Here is a 19,696-nt window from a genome sequence, read left to right on the forward strand (position 1 = left end):
CCACTCCAGAGTCATGGTTACTGAGGTTTCTTTATGTCCCATCGCCGCTCAGCCGTAAAAGGATCGCTATCCTTTTCTCATCCCGCGGTCCGCGCCTGGCTATTCCAGATTATTGCTATTGTTGCGGTTGTTCTCATCGCCGTGTATCTCATCCATAACACCATCACCAACCTGAATAATCGCGGCATTACCTCCGGTTTCGCGTTTTTAGATCGCAGCGCGGGGTTTGGCATTGTTCAGCATCTTATTGATTACCAGGAAGGTGACACGTATGGACGCGTGTTCGTGGTCGGTTTACTGAATACGCTGCTGGTATCGGCGCTTTGTATCGTCTTCGCGTCGATACTGGGCTTCTTTATTGGCCTGGCGCGTCTTTCTGAAAACTGGCTACTGCGGAAGCTGTCGACTGTTTATATTGAAACGTTCCGCAATATCCCCCCGCTGCTGCAGATCTTCTTCTGGTATTTTGCCGTATTGCGTAACCTACCCGGTCCCCGTCAGGCCGTCGACGCGTTTGAGCTGTTTTTCCTGAGCAACCGTGGGCTGTCTATTCCTTCTCCTCTGCCCGGTGAAGGTCTGTACGCTTTTATCGGTGCGATTGCGATCGCGCTGGCTCTCACTGCTGGGGTATTCCGTTTTAACCGCGCGCATCAGATCAAAACCGGTCAGCTTCGCAGAACCTGGCCCACGGCAGTCGTCCTGATCGTTAGCCTGCCGCTAGTGGCTCACTGGCTGTTTGGGGCCGCGCTGCACTGGGACATTCCCCATCTTCGTGGCTTTAACTTTCAGGGCGGGATGGTATTAATTCCCGAGCTTGCAGCTCTGACATTGGCGCTGTCGATTTATACATCCGCGTTTATCGCGGAGATTATCCGTGCAGGCATACAGGCCGTACCTTATGGGCAGCACGAGGCGGCACGCTCGCTGGGATTACCCCATACGGTGACGCTTCGCCAGGTCATTATTCCGCAGGCGTTGCGGGTCATCATTCCGCCGCTGACCAGCCAGTATCTTAACATCGTCAAAAACTCGTCGCTGGCCGCCGCTATTGGTTATCCGGATATGGTGTCACTCTTCGCCGGAACCGTGCTTAACCAGACCGGACAAGCCATTGAAACCATCGCCATCACCATGTCTGTCTATCTGATCATCAGCCTGGTGATTTCGCTGCTGATGAACCTCTATAACCGTCGTATAGCACTGGTCGAGCGCTAAGGATCTATGATGACAAAAGCGATACTGTCGCACTCCTCGCGCCCTGCCAACTCGATAGGTGGACGTTTCATTGTCTGGGCGCGAAAGAATCTTTTCTCCAGCTGGAGTAACAGCCTGCTGACGATTGTCTGCCTGTGGCTCATGTGGGAATTGATTCCTCCCCTGCTGAACTGGGCGTTTTTACAGGCCAACTGGGTCGGTTCGACCCGGGCAGACTGTACAAAAGCCGGCGCCTGCTGGGTGTTTATCCATGAACGCTTCGGTCAGTTCATGTATGGGTTGTATCCGCATGAACAGCGCTGGCGGATTAATCTGGCGCTGGTTATCGGCCTGATCTCTGTCGCAGTCATGTTCTGGAAAAAGCTGCCTCACCGAGGACGCTATATCGCCGTCTGGGCGGTGGTTTATCCGATTATTGTCTGGGTGCTGTTGTATGGCGGTTTCCTGGGACTGGAACGCGTTGAAACACGCCAGTGGGGAGGGCTGACGCTGACGTTGATTATCGCTTCTGTGGGGATAGCCGGTGCTTTACCGTGGGGGATTTTACTGGCCCTGGGACGGCGTTCAAAAATGCCGATCGTACGCGTGCTCTCCGTTATCTTCATTGAGTTCTGGCGCGGCGTACCGCTTATCACCGTTCTGTTTATGTCGTCGGTCATGCTGCCGCTGTTTATGGCTGAAGGCACAACCATCGACAAGCTGATCCGTGCCCTGGTAGGGGTGATTCTCTTTCAGTCCGCCTATGTCGCTGAAGTTGTACGTGGTGGTCTGCAGGCGTTGCCTAAAGGCCAGTACGAAGCGGCGGAATCACTGGCTCTCGGTTACTGGAAAACGCAGGGACTGGTCATTCTTCCCCAGGCACTCAAGCTGGTCATTCCGGGCCTGGTCAACACGATCATTGCCCTCTTCAAGGATACCAGCCTGGTGATCATTATCGGATTGTTCGATCTCTTTAGCAGCGTGCAGCAGGCAACCGTTGACCCTGTCTGGCTGGGCATGTCCACCGAAGGATATGTTTTTGCTGCCCTGATCTACTGGATCTTTTGTTTTAGCATGTCGCGCTACAGCCAGCATCTGGAAAAGCGCTTTAACACCGGGCGTACACCGCACTGAGGAAATTATGAGCCAAATAACTATGACACCCGCCGACGCGATGATTACGCTGGAAAACGTGAACAAATGGTACGGACAATTTCATGTTCTGAAGGATATTAATCTTAAGGTCAAGCAGGGAGAGCGCATCGTCCTCTGCGGCCCTTCCGGATCCGGGAAATCCACGACCATTCGCTGTATTAATCATCTTGAAGAACACCAGCAAGGACGCATCGTGGTTGACGGTATCGAGCTGAATGAAGATATCCGCAATATCGAACGCGTGCGTCAGGAAGTGGGAATGGTATTTCAGCACTTTAATCTGTTTCCGCACCTGACCGTTCTGCAGAACTGTACGCTTGCGCCGATTTGGGTACGGAAGATGCCGAAAAAGGAAGCCGAGGCGTTGGCAATGCACTACCTGGAGCGCGTACGTATCGCAGAGCATGCGAATAAGTTCCCTGGCCAGATATCGGGCGGACAGCAGCAGCGTGTGGCTATCGCCCGTTCGCTGTGTATGAAACCGAAAATTATGCTGTTTGATGAACCGACATCTGCCCTGGATCCGGAAATGGTGAAGGAGGTTCTGGACACCATGATTGGGCTGGCACAATCCGGCATGACCATGCTGTGTGTGACGCATGAGATGGGGTTTGCGCGAACCGTGGCCGACCGGGTGATCTTTATGGATCGCGGGGAGATTGTTGAGCAGGCACCGCCGGATGAGTTCTTTGCGCATCCGAAGTCAGAACGCACGCGAGCCTTCCTGTCGCAGGTGATTCATTAGTCGTTTGCTCTGCCGGGTGGCGGCTTCGCCTTACCCGGCCTACCGTTTTTTCTGCGCATAAATGCAAAAAGGCCATCCTTTCGGATGGCCTTCTCACTTATTTTATGTCTGGCAGTTCCCTACTCTCACATGGGGAGACCCCACACTACCATCGGCGCTACGGCGTTTCACTTCTGAGTTCGGCATGGGGTCAGGTGGGACCACCGCGCTAAAGCCGCCAGACAAATTCTTTTACTTCTTGCCGAACTTTAACCTAAGTATAAAGTGGTGCTGATACCCAGAGTCGAACTGGGGACCTCACCCTTACCAAGGGTGCGCTCTACCAACTGAGCCATATCAGCACGCTAAATTTGATGCCTGGCAGTTCCCTACTCTCACATGGGGAGACCCCACACTACCATCGGCGCTACGGCGTTTCACTTCTGAGTTCGGCATGGGGTCAGGTGGGACCACCGCGCTAAAGCCGCCAGGCAAATTCTGTTAATCTGTATCAGGCTGAAATTGATTGTCTGTCTCTTCGCCGAAACACCTTCGGCGTTGTAAGGTTAAGCCTCACGGTTCATTAGTATCGGTTAGCTCAACGCATCGCTGCGCTTACACACCCGACCTATCAACGTCGTCGTCTTCAACGTTCCTTCAGGACCCTTAAAGGGTCAGGGAGAACTCATCTCGGGGCAAGTTTCGTGCTTAGATGCTTTCAGCACTTATCTTTTCCGCATTTAGCTACCGGGCAGTGCCATTGGCATGACAACCCGAACACCAGTGATGCGTCCACTCCGGTCCTCTCGTACTAGGAGCAGCCCCCCTCAATTCTCCAGCGCCCACGGCAGATAGGGACCGAACTGTCTCACGACGTTCTAAACCCAGCTCGCGTACCACTTTAAATGGCGAACAGCCATACCCTTGGGACCTACTTCAGCCCCAGGATGTGATGAGCCGACATCGAGGTGCCAAACACCGCCGTCGATATGAACTCTTGGGCGGTATCAGCCTGTTATCCCCGGAGTACCTTTTATCCGTTGAGCGATGGCCCTTCCATTCAGAACCACCGGATCACTATGACCTGCTTTCGCACCTGCTCGAGCCGTCACTCTCGCAGTCAAGCTAGCTTATGCCATTGCACTAACCTCCTGATGTCCGACCAGGATTAGCTAACCTTCGTGCTCCTCCGTTACTCTTTGGGAGGAGACCGCCCCAGTCAAACTACCCACCAGACACTGTCCGCAACCCGGATTACGGGTCTACGTTAGAACACCAGCCATTAAAGGGTGGTATTTCAAGGATGGCTCCACGCAGACTGGCGTCCACGCTTCAAAGCCTCCCACCTATCCTACACATCAAGGACCAGTGTTCAGTGTCAAGCTATAGTAAAGGTTCACGGGGTCTTTCCGTCTTGCCGCGGGTACACTGCATCTTCACAGCGAGTTCAATTTCACTGAGTCTCGGGTGGAGACAGCCTGGCCATCATTACGCCATTCGTGCAGGTCGGAACTTACCCGACAAGGAATTTCGCTACCTTAGGACCGTTATAGTTACGGCCGCCGTTTACCGGGGCTTCGATCAAGAGCTTCGCGTTGCCGCTAACCCCATCAATTAACCTTCCGGCACCGGGCAGGCGTCACACCGTATACGTCCACTTTCGTGTTTGCACAGTGCTGTGTTTTTAATAAACAGTTGCAGCCAGCTGGTATCTTCGACTGATTTCAGCTCCACCCGCAGGGGCTTCACCTACATATCAGCGTGCCTTCTCCCGAAGTTACGGCACCATTTTGCCTAGTTCCTTCACCCGAGTTCTCTCAAGCGCCTTGGTATTCTCTACCTGACCACCTGTGTCGGTTTGGGGTACGATTTGATGTTACCTGATGCTTAGAGGCTTTTCCTGGAAGCAGGGCATTTGTTACTTCAGCACCGTAGTGCCTCGTCATCACACCTCAGCGTTAAAAAGGTACCGGATTTACCTGGAACCTCCGCCTACATGCTTAAACCGGGACAACCGTCGCCCGGCTAACATAGCCTTCTCCGTCCCCCCTTCGCAGTAACACCAAGTACAGGAATATTAACCTGTTTCCCATCGACTACGCCTTTCGGCCTCGCCTTAGGGGTCGACTCACCCTGCCCCGATTAACGTTGGACAGGAACCCTTGGTCTTCCGGCGAGCGGGCTTTTCACCCGCTTTATCGTTACTTATGTCAGCATTCGCACTTCTGATACCTCCAGCATGCCTCACAGCACACCTTCAACGGCTTACAGAACGCTCCCCTACCCAACAACACATAGTGTCGCTGCCGCAGCTTCGGTGCATGGTTTAGCCCCGTTACATCTTCCGCGCAGGCCGACTCGACCAGTGAGCTATTACGCTTTCTTTAAATGATGGCTGCTTCTAAGCCAACATCCTGGCTGTCTGTGCCTTCCCACATCGTTTCCCACTTAACCATGACTTTGGGACCTTAGCTGGCGGTCTGGGTTGTTTCCCTCTTCACGACGGACGTTAGCACCCGCCGTGTGTCTCCCGTGATAACATTCTTCGGTATTCGTAGTTTGCATCGGGTTGGTAAGCCGGGATGGCCCCCTAGCCGAAACAGTGCTCTACCCCCGAAGATGAGTTCACGAGGCGCTACCTAAATAGCTTTCGGGGAGAACCAGCTATCTCCCGGTTTGATTGGCCTTTCACCCCCAGCCACAAGTCATCCGCTAATTTTTCAACATTAGTCGGTTCGGTCCTCCAGTTAGTGTTACCCAACCTTCAACCTGCCCATGGCTAGATCACCGGGTTTCGGGTCTATACCCTGCAACTTAACGCCCAGTTAAGACTCGGTTTCCCTTCGGCTCCCCTATACGGTTAACCTTGCTACAGAATATAAGTCGCTGACCCATTATACAAAAGGTACGCAGTCACACCACGAAGGTGCTCCCACTGCTTGTACGTACACGGTTTCAGGTTCTTTTTCACTCCCCTCGCCGGGGTTCTTTTCGCCTTTCCCTCACGGTACTGGTTCACTATCGGTCAGTCAGGAGTATTTAGCCTTGGAGGATGGTCCCCCCATATTCAGACAGGATACCACGTGTCCCGCCCTACTCTTCGAGTTCACAACCTGTGTGCTTTCGTGTACGGGACTGTCACCCTGTACCGTGCGACTTTCCAGACGCTTCCACTAACACACAAGCTGATTCAGACTCTGGGCTGCTCCCCGTTCGCTCGCCGCTACTGGGGGAATCTCGGTTGATTTCTTTTCCTCGGGGTACTTAGATGTTTCAGTTCCCCCGGTTCGCCTCGTTAACCTATGTATTCAGTTAACGATAGTGTGACGAATCACACTGGGTTTCCCCATTCGGACATCGCCGGGTCAAAGGTTCATATCACCTCGCCGGCGCTTTTCGCAGATTAGCACGTCCTTCATCGCCTCTGACTGCCAGGGCATCCACCGTGTACGCTTAGTCGCTTAACCTCACAACCCGAAGATGTTTCACTTCCGATTGCGAAAATTTGAGAGACTCGAACACACCATTAAAGATGTGTCGTTTCAATTTTCAGCTTGATCCAGATTTTTAAAGAGCAAATATCTCAAACTTGACTCGCAAGTCAGTTTTGAGATATGACGGCAGGTGACTTTCACTCACGAACCAGCAAGTGGCGTCCCCTAGGGGATTCGAACCCCTGTTACCGCCGTGAAAGGGCGGTGTCCTGGGCCTCTAGACGAAGGGGACACTGAAGTCTCAATCGCAAGACGCCTTGCTATTTACTTTTCATCAGACAATCTGTGTGAGCACTGCAAAGGCAGGTTCTTTAAGGTAAGGAGGTGATCCAACCGCAGGTTCCCCTACGGTTACCTTGTTACGACTTCACCCCAGTCATGAATCACAAAGTGGTAAGCGCCCTCCCGAAGGTTAAGCTACCTACTTCTTTTGCAACCCACTCCCATGGTGTGACGGGCGGTGTGTACAAGGCCCGGGAACGTATTCACCGTAGCATTCTGATCTACGATTACTAGCGATTCCGACTTCATGGAGTCGAGTTGCAGACTCCAATCCGGACTACGACGCACTTTATGAGGTCCGCTTGCTCTCGCGAGGTCGCTTCTCTTTGTATGCGCCATTGTAGCACGTGTGTAGCCCTACTCGTAAGGGCCATGATGACTTGACGTCATCCCCACCTTCCTCCAGTTTATCACTGGCAGTCTCCTTTGAGTTCCCGGCCGGACCGCTGGCAACAAAGGATAAGGGTTGCGCTCGTTGCGGGACTTAACCCAACATTTCACAACACGAGCTGACGACAGCCATGCAGCACCTGTCTCAGAGTTCCCGAAGGCACCAATCCATCTCTGGAAAGTTCTCTGGATGTCAAGAGTAGGTAAGGTTCTTCGCGTTGCATCGAATTAAACCACATGCTCCACCGCTTGTGCGGGCCCCCGTCAATTCATTTGAGTTTTAACCTTGCGGCCGTACTCCCCAGGCGGTCGACTTAACGCGTTAGCTCCGGAAGCCACGCCTCAAGGGCACAACCTCCAAGTCGACATCGTTTACGGCGTGGACTACCAGGGTATCTAATCCTGTTTGCTCCCCACGCTTTCGCACCTGAGCGTCAGTCTTTGTCCAGGGGGCCGCCTTCGCCACCGGTATTCCTCCAGATCTCTACGCATTTCACCGCTACACCTGGAATTCTACCCCCCTCTACAAGACTCTAGCCTGCCAGTTTCGAATGCAGTTCCCAGGTTGAGCCCGGGGATTTCACATCCGACTTGACAGACCGCCTGCGTGCGCTTTACGCCCAGTAATTCCGATTAACGCTTGCACCCTCCGTATTACCGCGGCTGCTGGCACGGAGTTAGCCGGTGCTTCTTCTGCGGGTAACGTCAATCGATGAGGTTATTAACCTTATCGCCTTCCTCCCCGCTGAAAGTACTTTACAACCCGAAGGCCTTCTTCATACACGCGGCATGGCTGCATCAGGCTTGCGCCCATTGTGCAATATTCCCCACTGCTGCCTCCCGTAGGAGTCTGGACCGTGTCTCAGTTCCAGTGTGGCTGGTCATCCTCTCAGACCAGCTAGGGATCGTCGCCTAGGTGAGCCGTTACCCCACCTACTAGCTAATCCCATCTGGGCACATCTGATGGCAAGAGGCCCGAAGGTCCCCCTCTTTGGTCTTGCGACATTATGCGGTATTAGCTACCGTTTCCAGTAGTTATCCCCCTCCATCAGGCAGTTTCCCAGACATTACTCACCCGTCCGCCGCTCGTCACCCAGAGAGCAAGCTCTCCTGTGCTACCGCTCGACTTGCATGTGTTAGGCCTGCCGCCAGCGTTCAATCTGAGCCATGATCAAACTCTTCAATTTAAGTTTGATGCTCGTGAATTAAACTTCGTAATGAATTACGCATGTTCACTCAGAGACTTGGTATTCATTTTTCGTCCGAGGACGTTAAGAATCCATGTCACTTTGAGTGCCCACACAGATTGTCTGATAAATTGTTAAAGAGCAGTGCAACGCGGCTTTCGCTCACCGTTGCGAGGTGGCGTATATTACGCTTTCCTCTTTCAGAGTCAACCCGTTATTTCAGGATTTTTTCTCTTCAACCGACCGGGTTGTTTGTGAAGTGATTCACATCCGCCGTGTCGATGGAGGCGCATTATAGGGATCCCATTTTTTAGCACAAGTATTTTTTAGATCTTTTTTTCCGACTGCTGATTTTCCGCGCTTTTCGCTGAAATCCCGCCCGATCTGCTTAAATATTGACGTATTTTGCCTTGCCTCGATCCATTAATATGATCAAAGTCTTCTGTATAGCGCTCATTGTTAGAGGTAGATATGCCCGCAGTATTACGTCCTTATAAAGATCTCTTCCCCCAAAAAGGCGATCGCGTGATGATCGATGCCAGCAGTGTGGTAATTGGCGATGTGCGAATGGCCGATGATGTCAGCATCTGGCCGCTCGTCGCCATCAGGGGAGATGTTAACTATGTGTCGATTGGTGCACGTACCAACATTCAGGACGGTAGCGTTCTGCATGTCACGCACAAATCCTCCTATAACCCCGAGGGTAATCCCCTCATCATTGGTGAAGAGGTTACCGTCGGTCATAAAGTGATGCTTCACGGCTGCACTATCGGTAATCGCGTCCTGGTTGGCATGGGGTCGATTTTGCTGGATGGCGTCATAGTAGAAGATGACGTAATGATTGGTGCCGGTAGCCTGGTCCCGCAGAACAAGCGGCTGGAGAGCGGCTATCTCTATCTGGGAAGCCCGGTAAAACAGATCCGCCCCCTGAAGGAGGCAGAGATCGAAGGATTGAAATACTCGGCGAACAACTACGTTAACTGGAAGAATGACTACCTGGATCAGGACAACCAAACCCAGCCCTGATCGTCTTCCTGCTGTTCGCGGATTAAATCGCTGGCTTCCTCTTCCAGATCCCAGCGATTTTCACAAAATACCGCTAGCGGGTCTGTGCCGCCAAAACGATGAAACAGTGTTTCTCCATGGATGGCACAGGTTAGTTGCATACCCTGCACCAGCACCGGGAAACAGACCGCTTGTTTATGCTCATCCCAGCTCTCTCTATCCGGGAAATGAATAGCCTGATTCACGCCGAAAGCTCCTGCTTTAGCTTTTCAATGACCGGCTCGACTGCAGGCAACACCCCGTGCCAGAGCAGCACCGCATGCGCGGCCTGCCCCGCCAGCATTCCCAGTCCATCGGCTAACTGTTTCGCGCCGTGTTGTTCACACCAGTTCAGGAAAGGCGTCTTCCCTTTCTGATAGAACATGTCATAGAAGTACATATGCGCACTGACCAGCGAAGTCGGGATCGCCGGGATCTCACCGTTGATGCCGCTGGATGTGGCATTAATGACAAGATCGAACTCACGTTCGGCAAGATCGTCAAGCGCTACCGCGCTCACGCTGCCGGTATGCGCAAACAACGCCGCCAGCGCTTCTGCCCGGGAAAAGGTTCTGTTCGTGATGGTCACCGAACAGCCCAGCGAAAGCAGAGGCAACAGAACGCCCCGCGATGCGCCACCCGCGCCAATCAGCAGGATTCGGAATCCGGGCTTGATAAAGGAGAGTCTTTCCAGATCGCTGAGTAAACCAATCCCGTCGGTGTTGTCACCCAGAAGGCGTCCATCTTCAAGCCGTTTTAGAGTATTGACTGCGCCTGCAAGTGAAGCGCGCTCGGTCAGCTCATCCGCGCGTTCGAAGGCTTCCTCTTTAAACGGGACCGTCACATTCGCGCCTTTGCCCCCCGCGGCAAAAAAGGCCTCCAGCGTTGGGATAAAAGCATCCACTGGCGCCAGTACGCGACCGTAGGGGTGATCTATCTGCAACTGCTCCGCGAACTGCTGATGGATCAACGGTGATTTGCTGTGTGCAATGGGATTACCAAAAACAGCATAGGTTTCCATGAGATTACCCCTGGCGAAAACGTTCGCCGGTCAGAGCGTCGCGGATTTCAGACGGATTCAGGCGCCCTCCCGTTTCACCGACAGCGACAGGGAAGTCATTCCCGAACTGCGCCAGAACTTCTTCGGTTGTCCGACAAGGTGGCAATCCGGTCAGGTTGGCGCTGGTTGAGACCAGCGGTTTACCAAATGCCAGACACAACTCAACCACCATGGGATGATCGGTTACGCGAACGGCGAGGGAATCAAAACGTCCGGTTAACCAGCGAGGCGTTGTCGGCTGCGCCGGGAAAACGAAGGTCACCGGGCCAGGCCACGCGGAGAAGATAGTCTCGCGCTGCGCCGGCGTCAGCATGGAGTCATCGATATAGGGTTTAAGCTGCTCATAATTCGCAGCGATCAAAATCAGCCCTTTCTCGACGGGTCTTTGTTTTAAGGTAAGCAGGCGGCTCACAGCCGTCTCGCTGTCAGGATCGCAACCGACCCCAAAAACAGCTTCAGTTGGATAGGCGATGACTTCTTCATTTTTCAGTACGTCCACTGCATGCGCAATGGAGCCTGATGGCAGGTTATTATTCACTATTTTGATCCGCCGTAACCGGCTTTCCACATTGTTTACTGGCGCAGAAGCGTTTCATGCCTTGCGCGGTTTTCTTCTCTAGAAGTAGCGGGTAATTGCATTGAGGGCAGGTTCCCGCTACCGGTTTAAAATTGATAACGAACTGGCATTCAGGATAGCGATCGCACGAATGGAAAGTCTTACCATAACGGGAGCGGCGCTGTACCAGCTGACCGCGCTTACACTGAGGGCACACAATTGCCGTTTCATCAGGCTTATCAATTTGTTCCGTATGTTCACATTCCGGGTAGCGGCTACATCCAATAAACATGCCAAAACGCCCCTGGCGTAGCGCGAGTTCGCCACCACAGAGAGGGCACAGCTGGCCCTCCAGAATCTTAACGATATGCCCATCCGCCTGGCTTTTCAGAGGACGGACATAATCACATTCCGGATAGTGAGAACAACCGAGAAACGGGCCGTGTTTCCCGGACCGAATAACAAGTTCAGCCCCGCACTGCGGGCAGGGCTCGTTTTTATGCACCGTGAACAGTGCTGATTTGGCCATAACAACTCTTGGTGCTGCACATTGAATTAGTGCAGCATACCTTCATTCACTTCAAAGAGTAATTCTTCCATTTGCTGATAGGCGTTTTCACAGCCCGGGATATTAAACAGAACCATCAGGATCACCCACTTGAGATCTTCCAGTTCAAATTCTGCAGTATCCAGCGCCATGACGCGCTCTATCACCATTTCTCTCGTTTCGAGGTTTAGCACCTGAATCTGCTCAAGGAATAAAATGAATCCCCGGCAGCTGGCGTCCAGCCGTTCACACTCTTCAGCGGTATAAATGCGTACAGACAATGGGTCAGAAGCAAGCTGCATCGGTTCGGCAAGGCCTTCCTGATAATCAGCCAGTTTTTCCAGCCACATCAACGCATTGTAGATATCTTCCCGCTCAAATCCCGCATCGGTAAGATCCTGTGTCAACTTGTCCTGATCCACTCGCATTTCTGCTTCGTTATGGATGTAAGTCTCAAACAAATACATCAGTACGTCGAACATGGCATGCCCTCCTTAATCGGACATAGCCGCCGGGTACAGCTGCGATCCACCCTGCTAACTCCAGTTCGAGTAGCTGTGCTACCGTTACTGGCACAGGTTGGCCGGCACGTTCAGCGACAACGTCAACAGGTGTTACCTCATCTCCTACGTTAGCCAGGAGCTTGGGAAATGGCAATGCCACCTTTCCCTGATCTGATGAATATTGTCGCTTTTCGGGATCTTCCTGCAGCCATTGCAGCCCATATTGCAAATTTTCAAGAATGTCCCCTACTTCCGTTACCGGTGTGGCCCCTTGTTTAATCAGCCAGTGGGGCCCCTCGCATCCGGGGTTACCTATCGGGCCAGGTAAGGCAAAGACTTCTCGCCCCTGTTCGAGCGCGCATCGCGCCGTGACCAGCGAACCGCTTCTCCGCGCCGCTTCAACCACCAGCACGCCTTTGCTAAGGCCGCTGATGATTCTATTACGACGCGGAAAGTTTGCTGGCCTGGGCTGCGCGGAAAGCGGGAACTCAGACACTATCGCGCCGTCAGACTCAATAAGCCGCATCGCCAATGCCTGATGCCGGCGTGGGTAAATGCTAAAAAGACCGTTCCCCAGCACCGCGACACTTCGTCCTTTGACTGACAACGCCGCGCTGTGGGCAACGCCGTCAATACCGCAGGCCAGCCCGCTGGTGATCGTGAAACCGCTTTGTGACAGTTGTTCGCACAGGATTTTCCCCCATCGCTCGCCGTACCATGACGGCGCACGACTGCCTACCACTGCCAGCTGAACGGTATTAAGCGTCTCAGGGTTACCTTTTATGAATAAAGCCCCGGGATAGTCAGGGATCGTGCGGAGTAGAGGGGGATAAAGGGAATGATTGGCCGTTAATAAATGATTTCCCGGCTGTTCAAGCCATATCAGGCTACGTTCCAGCTCACTCTCATTGAGTGTAAAGAACCGTTCAGCCTGCTTTACTGTCAGTCCAGCATTTCTTAAGACAAGCGTGTCGATGCCTTCCTGCCTCTGCAGTCTTGCAGCCGCTTCCATCATGACATCACCACACAGAGAACCCGTGTGCATGAGCCGTAGCCAAATCTCGGTAGACGTCATCCTTTCCCCTGCCATAAGCGCTCTCCGCAATCATTGCGATTGGTCACTGATGCTGTCAATCGATGGGGGATTTGTCTAGAATAGAGGGAGTATTCTTATCAACTCCTGAACACGACTCTGGAAATTTATGGCAGTTTTGCAAGTGTTACATATTCCGGACGAGCGCCTTCGCATCGTCGCTGAACCGGTCAAAGAAGTGAATGCAGAAATCCAGCGTATCGTTGATGATATGTTCGATACCATGTACGCCGAAGAGGGCATTGGCCTGGCGGCGACGCAGGTGGACATTCACAAGCGTATTATCGTGATTGATGTTTCGGAAAATCGCGATGGCCGCCTGGTGCTGATCAACCCTGAGCTACTCGAAAAGAGTGGCGAAACCGGTATTGAGGAAGGCTGTCTGTCTATTCCTGAACAGCGTGCGTTAGTGCCGCGTGCCGAAAAAGTGAAAATTCGCGCCCTGGATCGTGACGGTAATCCGTTCGAACTGGAGGCAGACGACCTGCTGGCAATTTGTATTCAGCATGAGATGGATCACCTGGTCGGTAAACTGTTTATCGATTATCTCTCGCCGCTGAAACAGCAGCGTATTCGTCAGAAAGTAGAGAAACTGGATCGTTTGCGTTCTCGCGCATAACGTCCCCCCGGATACAAGGATCATCGTGTCTAAAACACTACGTATTATCTTCGCGGGAACCCCTGATTTTGCAGCGCGTCATCTTGACGCGCTGTTATCGTCTGGTCACCAGGTTGTTGGCGTCTTTACCCAGCCGGACCGTCCTGCAGGTCGCGGCAAAAAACTGATGCCGAGCCCGGTCAAAGTGCTGGCAGAAGAGCATGGGCTTCCCGTTTTTCAGCCCGCATCGCTGCGCCCGCAGGAAAATCAGCAGCTGGTTGCTGACCTGAATGCCGACGTAATGGTGGTGGTGGCTTACGGCTTAATTCTGCCGAAAGCTGTGCTCGATATGCCTCGTCTGGGATGCATCAACGTGCATGGGTCTCTGCTCCCGCGCTGGCGCGGTGCTGCACCTATCCAGCGTTCGCTGTGGGCAGGTGATGCCGAAACGGGCGTGACCATTATGAAGATGGACGTAGGTTTAGACACCGGCGATATGCTGTATAAACTGGCCTGCCCCATTACGTCAGACGATACCAGCGCCACGCTGTATGACAAACTGGCAGACCTTGGTCCACAAGGGCTTATCGAGACGCTCCAGCAGCTCGCTGACAATACGGCGAAACCGGAAGTTCAGGATGACGCTCTGGTAACGTATGCTGAAAAACTGAGCAAAGAAGAAGCGCGGATCGACTGGTCTCTGTCGGCCGCTCAACTTGAACGCTGCATTCGCGCTTTTAATCCGTGGCCGATGAGCTGGCTGGAAATTGATGAGCAGCCAGTAAAAGTCTGGAAAGCCTCCGTCATTAGCGGTACTACCACGGCTGAACCCGGTACGATTGTTGACGCTAACAAAAACGGCATCCAGGTGGCGACTGCGAAAGGGATATTGAACCTTGAATCGCTCCAACCGGCCGGTAAGAAAGCCATGAGCGCTCAGGATCTGTTAAATTCCCGTCGCGAATGGTTTATCCCGGGCAATCGCCTTGCCTGAGCAAATTTATCCTTAAGGCCCGGTGTTTCCGGGCATTTTTATTTTTACGGTTATGAAAAAACAAAATTTACGCAGTATGGCGGCTCAGGCCATTGAGCAGGTTATCGAGCAGGGGCAGTCATTAAGTAACGTCCTGCCCCCTCTGCAACAAAAAGTCTCTGATAAAGATAAAGCCCTGCTTCAGGAGCTCTGCTTTGGCGTCCTGCGCACGCTCTCTCAGCTTGAGTGGCTCATTAACAAGCTGATGTCACGCCCAATGACGGGCAAGCAGCGCACCGTACACTATTTGATTATGGTGGGTTTTTATCAGCTTCTTCATACCCGCATCCCACCTCACGCCGCGCTGGCAGAGACGGTGGAAGGTGCCGTTGCGATTAAACGTCCTCAGCTGAAAGGGCTGATCAACGGCGTATTGCGTCAGTTCCAGCGACAGCAGGATGAGCTTCTGGCTGAATTTGCCCAAAACGAAGCGCGCTTCCTGCATCCGGACTGGCTGTTGAAGCGCCTGAAAAAAGCTTATCCACAGCAGTGGCAGGACATTGCCGATGCCAACAACCAGCGCCCGCCAATGTGGTTGCGCGTGAATCGTAATCATCACAGCCGTGACGCATGGCTGACCTTGCTCGAAGAAGCAGGAATGAGCGGCTTCACCCATGACGCATACCCTGATGCCGTGCGCTTAGCATCGCCTGCACCGGTACATGCATTACCCGGTTTTGATGAAGGCTGGGTAACCGTACAGGATGCCTCGGCTCAGGGTTGCATGACCTGGCTTGAACCCCAAAACGGTGAGCAGATCCTCGATCTCTGCGCCGCACCAGGGGGCAAAACGACGCATATTCTTGAAGTAGCTCCGCAAGCCAGCGTGATGGCGGTGGACGTTGATGAGCAGCGTCTTTCTCGCGTCTATGACAACCTCAAGCGTCTGGGCATGAAGGCACAGGTTAAGCAAGGCGATGGACGTAAACCCGCAGAATGGTGTGGTGATACCCAGTTCGATCGCATTTTGCTGGATGCCCCCTGCTCTGCAACCGGTGTTATTCGTCGTCATCCGGACATCAAGTGGCTACGCCGCGATCGTGATATTAAGGAACTTGCCCAACTGCAATCCGACATTCTCGACGCCATTTGGCCACATCTTAAACCTGGCGGAACGCTGGTCTATGCAACCTGCTCCGTACTGCCGGAAGAAAACAGCCTGCAAATCGCGGCCTTCCTTAAACGTACGCCGAACGCCGCGCTGCGCGATACGGGAACGCCTGAATCCCCGGGTCTGCAGAACCTGCCGGGTGCTGAAGAGGGTGATGGCTTCTTTTACGCTAAGCTAATCAAAGAGTGATGTTGAGAACAGGTCACGAGATATGAAGATTATCATTCTGGGCGCAGGACAGGTGGGCGGAACGCTGGCGGAAAACCTGGTTGGCGAAAACAACGACATCACCATCGTGGATACCAACGGCGATCGCCTGCGTGTGTTGCAGGACAAATTTGACCTGCGCGTTGTGCAGGGTCATGGTTCGCACCCACGTGTTCTTCGTGAGGCAGGCGCCGACGATGCCGACATGCTGGTTGCGGTAACCAGTTCTGATGAAACCAATATGGTGGCCTGTCAGGTGGCGTACTCGCTTTTCAACACGCCAAACCGAATTGCGCGTATTCGCTCTCCGGATTATGTTCGCGATGCTGAAAAACTGTTTAATTCCGAAGCGGTTCCCATTGACCACCTTATCGCGCCAGAACAGCTGGTTATCGATAATATCTACCGCCTGATCGAATATCCGGGCGCCCTGCAGGTGGTGAACTTTGCAGAGGGCAAAGTGAGTCTGGCGGTGGTTAAGGCCTATTACGGCGGACCATTGATCGGCAATGCGCTGTCCACTATGCGCGAGCACATGCCGCATATCGATACGCGCGTCGCAGCGATTTTCCGTCACGACAGGCCAATTCGCCCGCAGGGCTCCACGATTGTCGAAGCCGGTGATGAGGTCTTCTTTATTGCGGCCTCACAGCATATTCGTGCGGTGATGAGTGAACTACAGCGTCTCGAAAAACCCTATAAACGCATTATGCTGGTCGGCGGCGGCAATATCGGTGCCGGTCTGGCACATCGGCTGGAAAAAGATTACAGCGTGAAGTTGATCGAGCGCGATCAACAGCGTGCTGCTGAACTGGCGGAAAAACTGCAAAATACGATCGTATTTTATGGTGATGCGTCCGATCAGGAGCTACTGGCTGAAGAACATATTGATCAAGTTGATCTCTTTATTGCCGTCACCAACGATGACGAGGCAAATATAATGTCCGCCATGCTCGCGAAGCGCATGGGGGCAAAAAAAGTTATGGTGCTTATCCAGCGTAAGGCGTATGTCGATCTGGTTCAGGGCAGCGTTATTGATATTGCCATTTCCCCTCAGCAGGCGACCATTTCCGCGCTCCTGAGCCATGTGCGTAAAGCGGATATTGTCGGTGTGTCATCGCTCCGCCGCGGCGTAGCGGAAGCCATTGAAGCCGTGGCGCACGGAGATGAAACCACGTCACGCGTCGTGGGCCGTTCGATCGACGAAATTAAGCTGCCACCGGGCACGATTATCGGTGCCGTCGTGCGCGGTAATGACGTCATGATTGCCAATGACAATTTACGTATTGAGCAAGGCGATCACGTTATTATGTTCCTTACCGATAAAAAGTTTATTACCGACGTCGAACGTTTATTCCAGCCAAGTCCATTCTTCCTTTAAAAAATTGGGTGCTCGAGTAAGAGCACCCATACTTTATCCTTTTCATTTCTGTGCCTTTTATTTTTCCTAATGTTTAATTATCCCGAATGGCAATTGGCTAATCATTTGTTAAACTTAACTCGTCAGCTGGCACAAGGAGAGAACAATGAGTTTTATTAAAGAATTTCGCGAATTTGCGATGCGCGGAAACGTGGTGGATTTGGCAGTGGGTGTCATTATTGGTGCGGCATTCGGCAAGATTGTTTCATCATTAGTAGCCGACATTATCATGCCACCTTTAGGGTTGCTAATCGGGGGCATTGATTTCAAACAATTCGCTTTCACGCTGCGTGAAGCACAAGGTGATGTTCCGGCAGTCGTGATGCACTACGGCGTATTTATTCAGAACGTATTTGATTTTGTGATTGTCGCGTTTGCCATTTTTATGGCTATCAAGCTGATCAACAGGCTCAACCGTAAAAAAGAAGAGCCAGCTGCAGCACCTGCACCAACGAAAGAAGAAGTGTTGCTGAGTGAGATCCGCGATCTGTTAAAAGAGCAGAATAACCGCGTTTAATCAAAAGATTAAAGCAGGAAGGCCAGTGGTAAATAAGCGATTCGCTTGCTTGCCACTGGCCTCCCAGTTACCCCGTTTTTCATGTTTGTCTTTACGCAAATAACTTCCTTTCCCTTTTTTATTCTTCTCAACGCGCTGTCTGAATAGCGGGTCGTGAAGAAGTGCCTCAATGGCATTGTCTTTTATCTGTCCTTTGGTGTGCTGATAGCGGCTCATGATGTCTCCAGAGCAGGGTTTATGACGACGGGAGTCTAGACCCGGCAGAACTAAAAATCAACAGCCCTGTGTTTCTCCACTCGCTCCCTGTTCAAGGGCTTCGAGAATTGAACAGTAAATGCTGCTGTGGGCCGTACCGCAGCAGGCATCATTCAGCCTTTGCAGAGAGCGCTGCATGGTTTGCAGTTCCTGAATGCGTGCTTCCACTTCATCCAGCCGGGCCTTCACAATGCTTTTAGATTCCTGGCAGGTATGATGTTCCGGATCGATACGGATCGATAATAACTCGCGGATCGAATCCAGCGTGAAGCCGAGCTGACGTGCATAACGAATAAACCGCAGGCGCTGCAAATCGTTATCGGTATAAAGACGAAAGCCTCCTTCAGTCCGAACTTCATGATCGATCATCTGCTGCTTTTCGTAATATCGGATGGTATCCGGTGTGACGTTCGCAAGCTTCGCAAGCTCACCAATACGGTACATAGCTACTCCTCGTTTATTTTCCGCAACAAGCTTTCCCCGTATTCACCATGCAGAAAGTCAGTGTTCATTCCTGCCTGGCGCAGCTTGAGTTCAAGCAGGGTGAGGCGGCGGCTAAGTTCAGAATGTCGCGGATCGTCATGGCGGATCCCTTTGAGAAGATCGGCCAGTTCAACAGCCTCTCTGCGCTGTTCGAGCTCCGGAGGGAGACAGCCCGCGTTTTTCAGTAAACGGTATCCAGCCCGTAGTTCAGGCGCGATGTGCGAATCATCGTCAAGCACAAGAGGTTCGCCGCTACCCGGAAGATCGTCGAACTCGCCTTTTTTTTGGGCATCGCGAATATGGCGTTCTGCCCACTGGTCAAGCAACCACATTACCAGCTCCAGGGGATGAACAGAATTGATACAGACATTGTAGAGAAGTGGGGATATCGCGGATATAAAAAAACCCGCCGGAGCGGGTTTTTTTACGTTACTGCAGATTACTCTGCAGCAGCTTCTGCTTTCTCTGAACGATCAACCAGCTCGATGTAAGCCATCGGCGCGTTGTCGCCTGCACGGAAACCACACTTCAGAATGCGAGTGTAACCACCGGCACGGCTCGCGAAACGCGGGCCCAGTTCGTTAAACAGTTTTGCCACGATCTCGTTATCACGAGTACGGGCGAATGCCAGACGACGATTAGCAACGCTGTCAGTCTTGGCAAGAGTAATCAGCGGCTCAACTACGCGACGCAGCTCTTTCGCTTTAGGCAGGGTCGTCTTGATGATCTCATGACGAACCAGTGAACCTGCCATGTTGCGGAACATAGCCTGGCGATGGCTGCTGTTGCGGTTCAGTTGACGACCACTCTTACGATGGCGCATGACCTTATCCTTCTCAGTAA

At 52.6% G+C, this 19,696-nt stretch carries 19 protein-coding genes, 2 tRNA genes and 4 rRNA genes; 9 read left to right on the forward strand and 16 right to left on the reverse strand.

What is annotated here, in order from left to right:
* Nucleotides 1–33: 33 nt before the first annotated feature.
* From V1587_RS00605 to V1587_RS00615, 3 genes are read left to right on the forward strand one after another with little or no spacing between them, the layout of a single operon-like run.
* Nucleotides 34–1,215 (forward strand): amino acid ABC transporter permease, encoded by a 1,182-nt coding sequence (locus V1587_RS00605; protein WP_371899218.1) that lies wholly within the window; start codon nt 34–36, stop codon nt 1,213–1,215.
* A 9-nt stretch (nt 1,216–1,224) separates the two neighbouring features.
* Nucleotides 1,225–2,328: an amino acid ABC transporter permease gene (locus tag V1587_RS00610; protein ID WP_371899219.1), complete on the forward strand. Its 1,104-nt coding sequence runs from the start codon at nt 1,225–1,227 to the stop codon at nt 2,326–2,328.
* A gap of 7 nt (nt 2,329–2,335) precedes the next feature.
* Nucleotides 2,336–3,094: an amino acid ABC transporter ATP-binding protein gene (locus V1587_RS00615; RefSeq protein ID WP_014171880.1), complete on the forward strand. Its 759-nt coding sequence runs from the start codon at nt 2,336–2,338 to the stop codon at nt 3,092–3,094.
* 106 nt (nt 3,095–3,200) lie between these two features.
* On the opposite strand, the gene rrf (V1587_RS00620) is transcribed toward V1587_RS00615, so the two are convergent.
* The 6 genes from rrf (V1587_RS00620) to V1587_RS00645 all read right to left on the reverse strand — a co-directional run bounded on the left by rrf (V1587_RS00620) (nt 3,201) and on the right by V1587_RS00645 (nt 8,426).
* A 5S ribosomal RNA gene (gene rrf / locus V1587_RS00620) occupies nt 3,201–3,316 on the reverse strand.
* Nucleotides 3,317–3,359: 43 nt separating this feature from the next.
* A tRNA-Thr gene (locus V1587_RS00625) sits at nt 3,360–3,435 on the reverse strand.
* A 14-nt stretch (nt 3,436–3,449) separates the two neighbouring features.
* A 5S ribosomal RNA gene (rrf, locus tag V1587_RS00630) occupies nt 3,450–3,565 on the reverse strand.
* Between the two features lie 70 nt (nt 3,566–3,635).
* Nucleotides 3,636–6,540, reverse strand: a 23S ribosomal RNA gene (locus tag V1587_RS00635).
* A 183-nt stretch (nt 6,541–6,723) separates the two neighbouring features.
* A tRNA-Glu gene (locus V1587_RS00640) sits at nt 6,724–6,799 on the reverse strand.
* An 85-nt stretch (nt 6,800–6,884) separates the two neighbouring features.
* Nucleotides 6,885–8,426: ribosomal RNA gene (locus tag V1587_RS00645) — 16S ribosomal RNA — on the reverse strand.
* The 16S, 23S and 5S rRNA genes sit together here with 2 tRNA genes alongside, the layout of an rRNA operon.
* A 471-nt stretch (nt 8,427–8,897) precedes the next feature.
* Here V1587_RS00645 and V1587_RS00650 point away from each other — a divergent pair.
* Nucleotides 8,898–9,452, forward strand: coding sequence for a gamma carbonic anhydrase family protein (locus V1587_RS00650; protein ID WP_029740647.1), 555 nt, complete (start codon nt 8,898–8,900; stop codon nt 9,450–9,452).
* On the opposite strand, the gene V1587_RS00655 is transcribed toward V1587_RS00650, so the two are convergent.
* From V1587_RS00655 to dprA, 6 genes are read right to left on the reverse strand one after another with little or no spacing between them, the layout of a single operon-like run.
* A complete protein-coding gene (locus V1587_RS00655) occupies nt 9,428–9,676 on the reverse strand; it encodes a DUF1488 domain-containing protein (RefSeq protein WP_371899864.1) in 249 nt (82 codons plus the stop codon). The genes V1587_RS00650 and V1587_RS00655 overlap by 25 nt on opposite strands.
* Nucleotides 9,673–10,491: a shikimate dehydrogenase gene (gene aroE, locus V1587_RS00660; RefSeq protein WP_371899865.1), complete on the reverse strand. Its 819-nt coding sequence runs from the start codon at nt 10,489–10,491 to the stop codon at nt 9,673–9,675. The genes V1587_RS00655 and aroE overlap by 4 nt, the downstream gene beginning before the upstream one ends.
* A gap of 4 nt (nt 10,492–10,495) precedes the next feature.
* Nucleotides 10,496–11,068 carry an L-threonylcarbamoyladenylate synthase type 1 TsaC gene (gene tsaC, locus V1587_RS00665; RefSeq protein ID WP_371899866.1) on the reverse strand — a complete coding sequence of 191 codons (573 nt, stop codon included), beginning with the start codon at nt 11,066–11,068 and terminating at the stop codon, nt 10,496–10,498.
* Nucleotides 11,061–11,615 (reverse strand): topoisomerase DNA-binding C4 zinc finger domain-containing protein, encoded by a 555-nt coding sequence (locus V1587_RS00670; protein WP_371899867.1) that lies wholly within the window; start codon nt 11,613–11,615, stop codon nt 11,061–11,063. Before V1587_RS00670 ends, tsaC begins: the two co-directional genes overlap by 8 nt.
* A 26-nt stretch (nt 11,616–11,641) precedes the next feature.
* Nucleotides 11,642–12,115, reverse strand: a complete 474-nt coding sequence (gene smg, locus V1587_RS00675; protein WP_008503477.1) for a DUF494 family protein Smg — start codon at nt 12,113–12,115, stop codon at nt 11,642–11,644.
* The gene (gene dprA, locus V1587_RS00680; RefSeq protein WP_371899868.1) at nt 12,087–13,211 is read right to left on the reverse strand and encodes a DNA-protecting protein DprA; all 1,125 of its coding nucleotides are present in this window, start codon (nt 13,209–13,211) and stop codon (nt 12,087–12,089) included. The genes smg and dprA overlap by 29 nt, the downstream gene beginning before the upstream one ends.
* A gap of 127 nt (nt 13,212–13,338) precedes the next feature.
* Between dprA and def the strand changes: the two genes are divergently transcribed.
* The 5 genes from def to mscL all read left to right on the forward strand — a co-directional run bounded on the left by def (nt 13,339) and on the right by mscL (nt 18,115).
* Nucleotides 13,339–13,848: a peptide deformylase gene (def, locus tag V1587_RS00685; protein ID WP_008503479.1), complete on the forward strand. Its 510-nt coding sequence runs from the start codon at nt 13,339–13,341 to the stop codon at nt 13,846–13,848.
* 25 nt (nt 13,849–13,873) lie between these two features.
* Nucleotides 13,874–14,821 (forward strand): methionyl-tRNA formyltransferase, encoded by a 948-nt coding sequence (gene fmt, locus V1587_RS00690; RefSeq protein WP_371899869.1) that lies wholly within the window; start codon nt 13,874–13,876, stop codon nt 14,819–14,821.
* Nucleotides 14,822–14,873: 52 nt separating this feature from the next.
* The gene (rsmB, locus tag V1587_RS00695) at nt 14,874–16,160 is read left to right on the forward strand and encodes a 16S rRNA (cytosine(967)-C(5))-methyltransferase RsmB (protein ID WP_371899870.1); all 1,287 of its coding nucleotides are present in this window, start codon (nt 14,874–14,876) and stop codon (nt 16,158–16,160) included.
* A 22-nt stretch (nt 16,161–16,182) separates the two neighbouring features.
* On the forward strand, nt 16,183–17,559 hold the full coding sequence (gene trkA / locus V1587_RS00700) for a Trk system potassium transporter TrkA (protein WP_008503482.1): 1,377 nt from the start codon (nt 16,183–16,185) through the stop codon (nt 17,557–17,559).
* Between the two features lie 145 nt (nt 17,560–17,704).
* Complete coding sequence (gene mscL, locus V1587_RS00705; RefSeq protein ID WP_023309449.1) at nt 17,705–18,115, forward strand: large-conductance mechanosensitive channel protein MscL; 411 nt, start codon at nt 17,705–17,707, stop codon at nt 18,113–18,115.
* On the opposite strand, the gene V1587_RS00710 is transcribed toward mscL, so the two are convergent.
* The 4 genes from V1587_RS00710 to rplQ all read right to left on the reverse strand — a co-directional run bounded on the left by V1587_RS00710 (nt 18,116) and on the right by rplQ (nt 19,676).
* Complete coding sequence (locus V1587_RS00710; protein WP_371899871.1) at nt 18,116–18,331, reverse strand: alternative ribosome-rescue factor A; 216 nt, start codon at nt 18,329–18,331, stop codon at nt 18,116–18,118.
* Nucleotides 18,332–18,388: 57 nt separating this feature from the next.
* Nucleotides 18,389–18,814 carry a Zn(2+)-responsive transcriptional regulator gene (zntR, locus tag V1587_RS00715; protein ID WP_371899872.1) on the reverse strand — a complete coding sequence of 142 codons (426 nt, stop codon included), beginning with the start codon at nt 18,812–18,814 and terminating at the stop codon, nt 18,389–18,391.
* Between the two features lie 2 nt (nt 18,815–18,816).
* The gene (locus V1587_RS00720; protein WP_371899873.1) at nt 18,817–19,185 is read right to left on the reverse strand and encodes a DUF1992 domain-containing protein; all 369 of its coding nucleotides are present in this window, start codon (nt 19,183–19,185) and stop codon (nt 18,817–18,819) included.
* 107 nt (nt 19,186–19,292) lie between these two features.
* Nucleotides 19,293–19,676: a 50S ribosomal protein L17 gene (gene rplQ, locus V1587_RS00725; RefSeq protein WP_001216368.1), complete on the reverse strand. Its 384-nt coding sequence runs from the start codon at nt 19,674–19,676 to the stop codon at nt 19,293–19,295.
* Nucleotides 19,677–19,696 lie beyond the last annotated feature (20 nt).

The sequence above is a fragment of the Enterobacter sp. ECC-249 genome, assembly GCF_043965265.1.
Lineage (GTDB): Bacteria > Pseudomonadota > Gammaproteobacteria > Enterobacterales > Enterobacteriaceae > Enterobacter > Enterobacter quasiroggenkampii.

What these genes read in the sequence shown, in the direction of transcription:
- V1587_RS00710 (WP_371899871.1), bottom strand. Translation starts at nt 18,331, where the DNA reads ATGAGCCGCTATCAGCACACCAAAGGACAGATAAAAGACAATGCCATT.
- smg (WP_008503477.1), bottom strand. Translation starts at nt 12,115, where the DNA reads ATGTTCGACGTACTGATGTATTTGTTTGAGACTTACATCCATAACGAA.
- V1587_RS00615 (WP_014171880.1), top strand. Translation starts at nt 2,336, where the DNA reads ATGAGCCAAATAACTATGACACCCGCCGACGCGATGATTACGCTGGAA.
- V1587_RS00650 (WP_029740647.1), top strand. Translation starts at nt 8,898, where the DNA reads ATGCCCGCAGTATTACGTCCTTATAAAGATCTCTTCCCCCAAAAAGGC.
- V1587_RS00610 (WP_371899219.1), top strand. Translation starts at nt 1,225, where the DNA reads ATGACAAAAGCGATACTGTCGCACTCCTCGCGCCCTGCCAACTCGATA.
- mscL (WP_023309449.1), top strand. Translation starts at nt 17,705, where the DNA reads ATGAGTTTTATTAAAGAATTTCGCGAATTTGCGATGCGCGGAAACGTG.
- V1587_RS00720 (WP_371899873.1), bottom strand. Translation starts at nt 19,185, where the DNA reads ATGTGGTTGCTTGACCAGTGGGCAGAACGCCATATTCGCGATGCCCAA.
- aroE (WP_371899865.1), bottom strand. Translation starts at nt 10,491, where the DNA reads ATGGAAACCTATGCTGTTTTTGGTAATCCCATTGCACACAGCAAATCA.
- dprA (WP_371899868.1), bottom strand. Translation starts at nt 13,211, where the DNA reads ATGACGTCTACCGAGATTTGGCTACGGCTCATGCACACGGGTTCTCTG.
- trkA (WP_008503482.1), top strand. Translation starts at nt 16,183, where the DNA reads ATGAAGATTATCATTCTGGGCGCAGGACAGGTGGGCGGAACGCTGGCG.
- zntR (WP_371899872.1), bottom strand. Translation starts at nt 18,814, where the DNA reads ATGTACCGTATTGGTGAGCTTGCGAAGCTTGCGAACGTCACACCGGAT.
- rplQ (WP_001216368.1), bottom strand. Translation starts at nt 19,676, where the DNA reads ATGCGCCATCGTAAGAGTGGTCGTCAACTGAACCGCAACAGCAGCCAT.
- V1587_RS00670 (WP_371899867.1), bottom strand. Translation starts at nt 11,615, where the DNA reads ATGGCCAAATCAGCACTGTTCACGGTGCATAAAAACGAGCCCTGCCCG.
- def (WP_008503479.1), top strand. Translation starts at nt 13,339, where the DNA reads ATGGCAGTTTTGCAAGTGTTACATATTCCGGACGAGCGCCTTCGCATC.
- rsmB (WP_371899870.1), top strand. Translation starts at nt 14,874, where the DNA reads ATGAAAAAACAAAATTTACGCAGTATGGCGGCTCAGGCCATTGAGCAG.
- V1587_RS00605 (WP_371899218.1), top strand. Translation starts at nt 34, where the DNA reads ATGTCCCATCGCCGCTCAGCCGTAAAAGGATCGCTATCCTTTTCTCAT.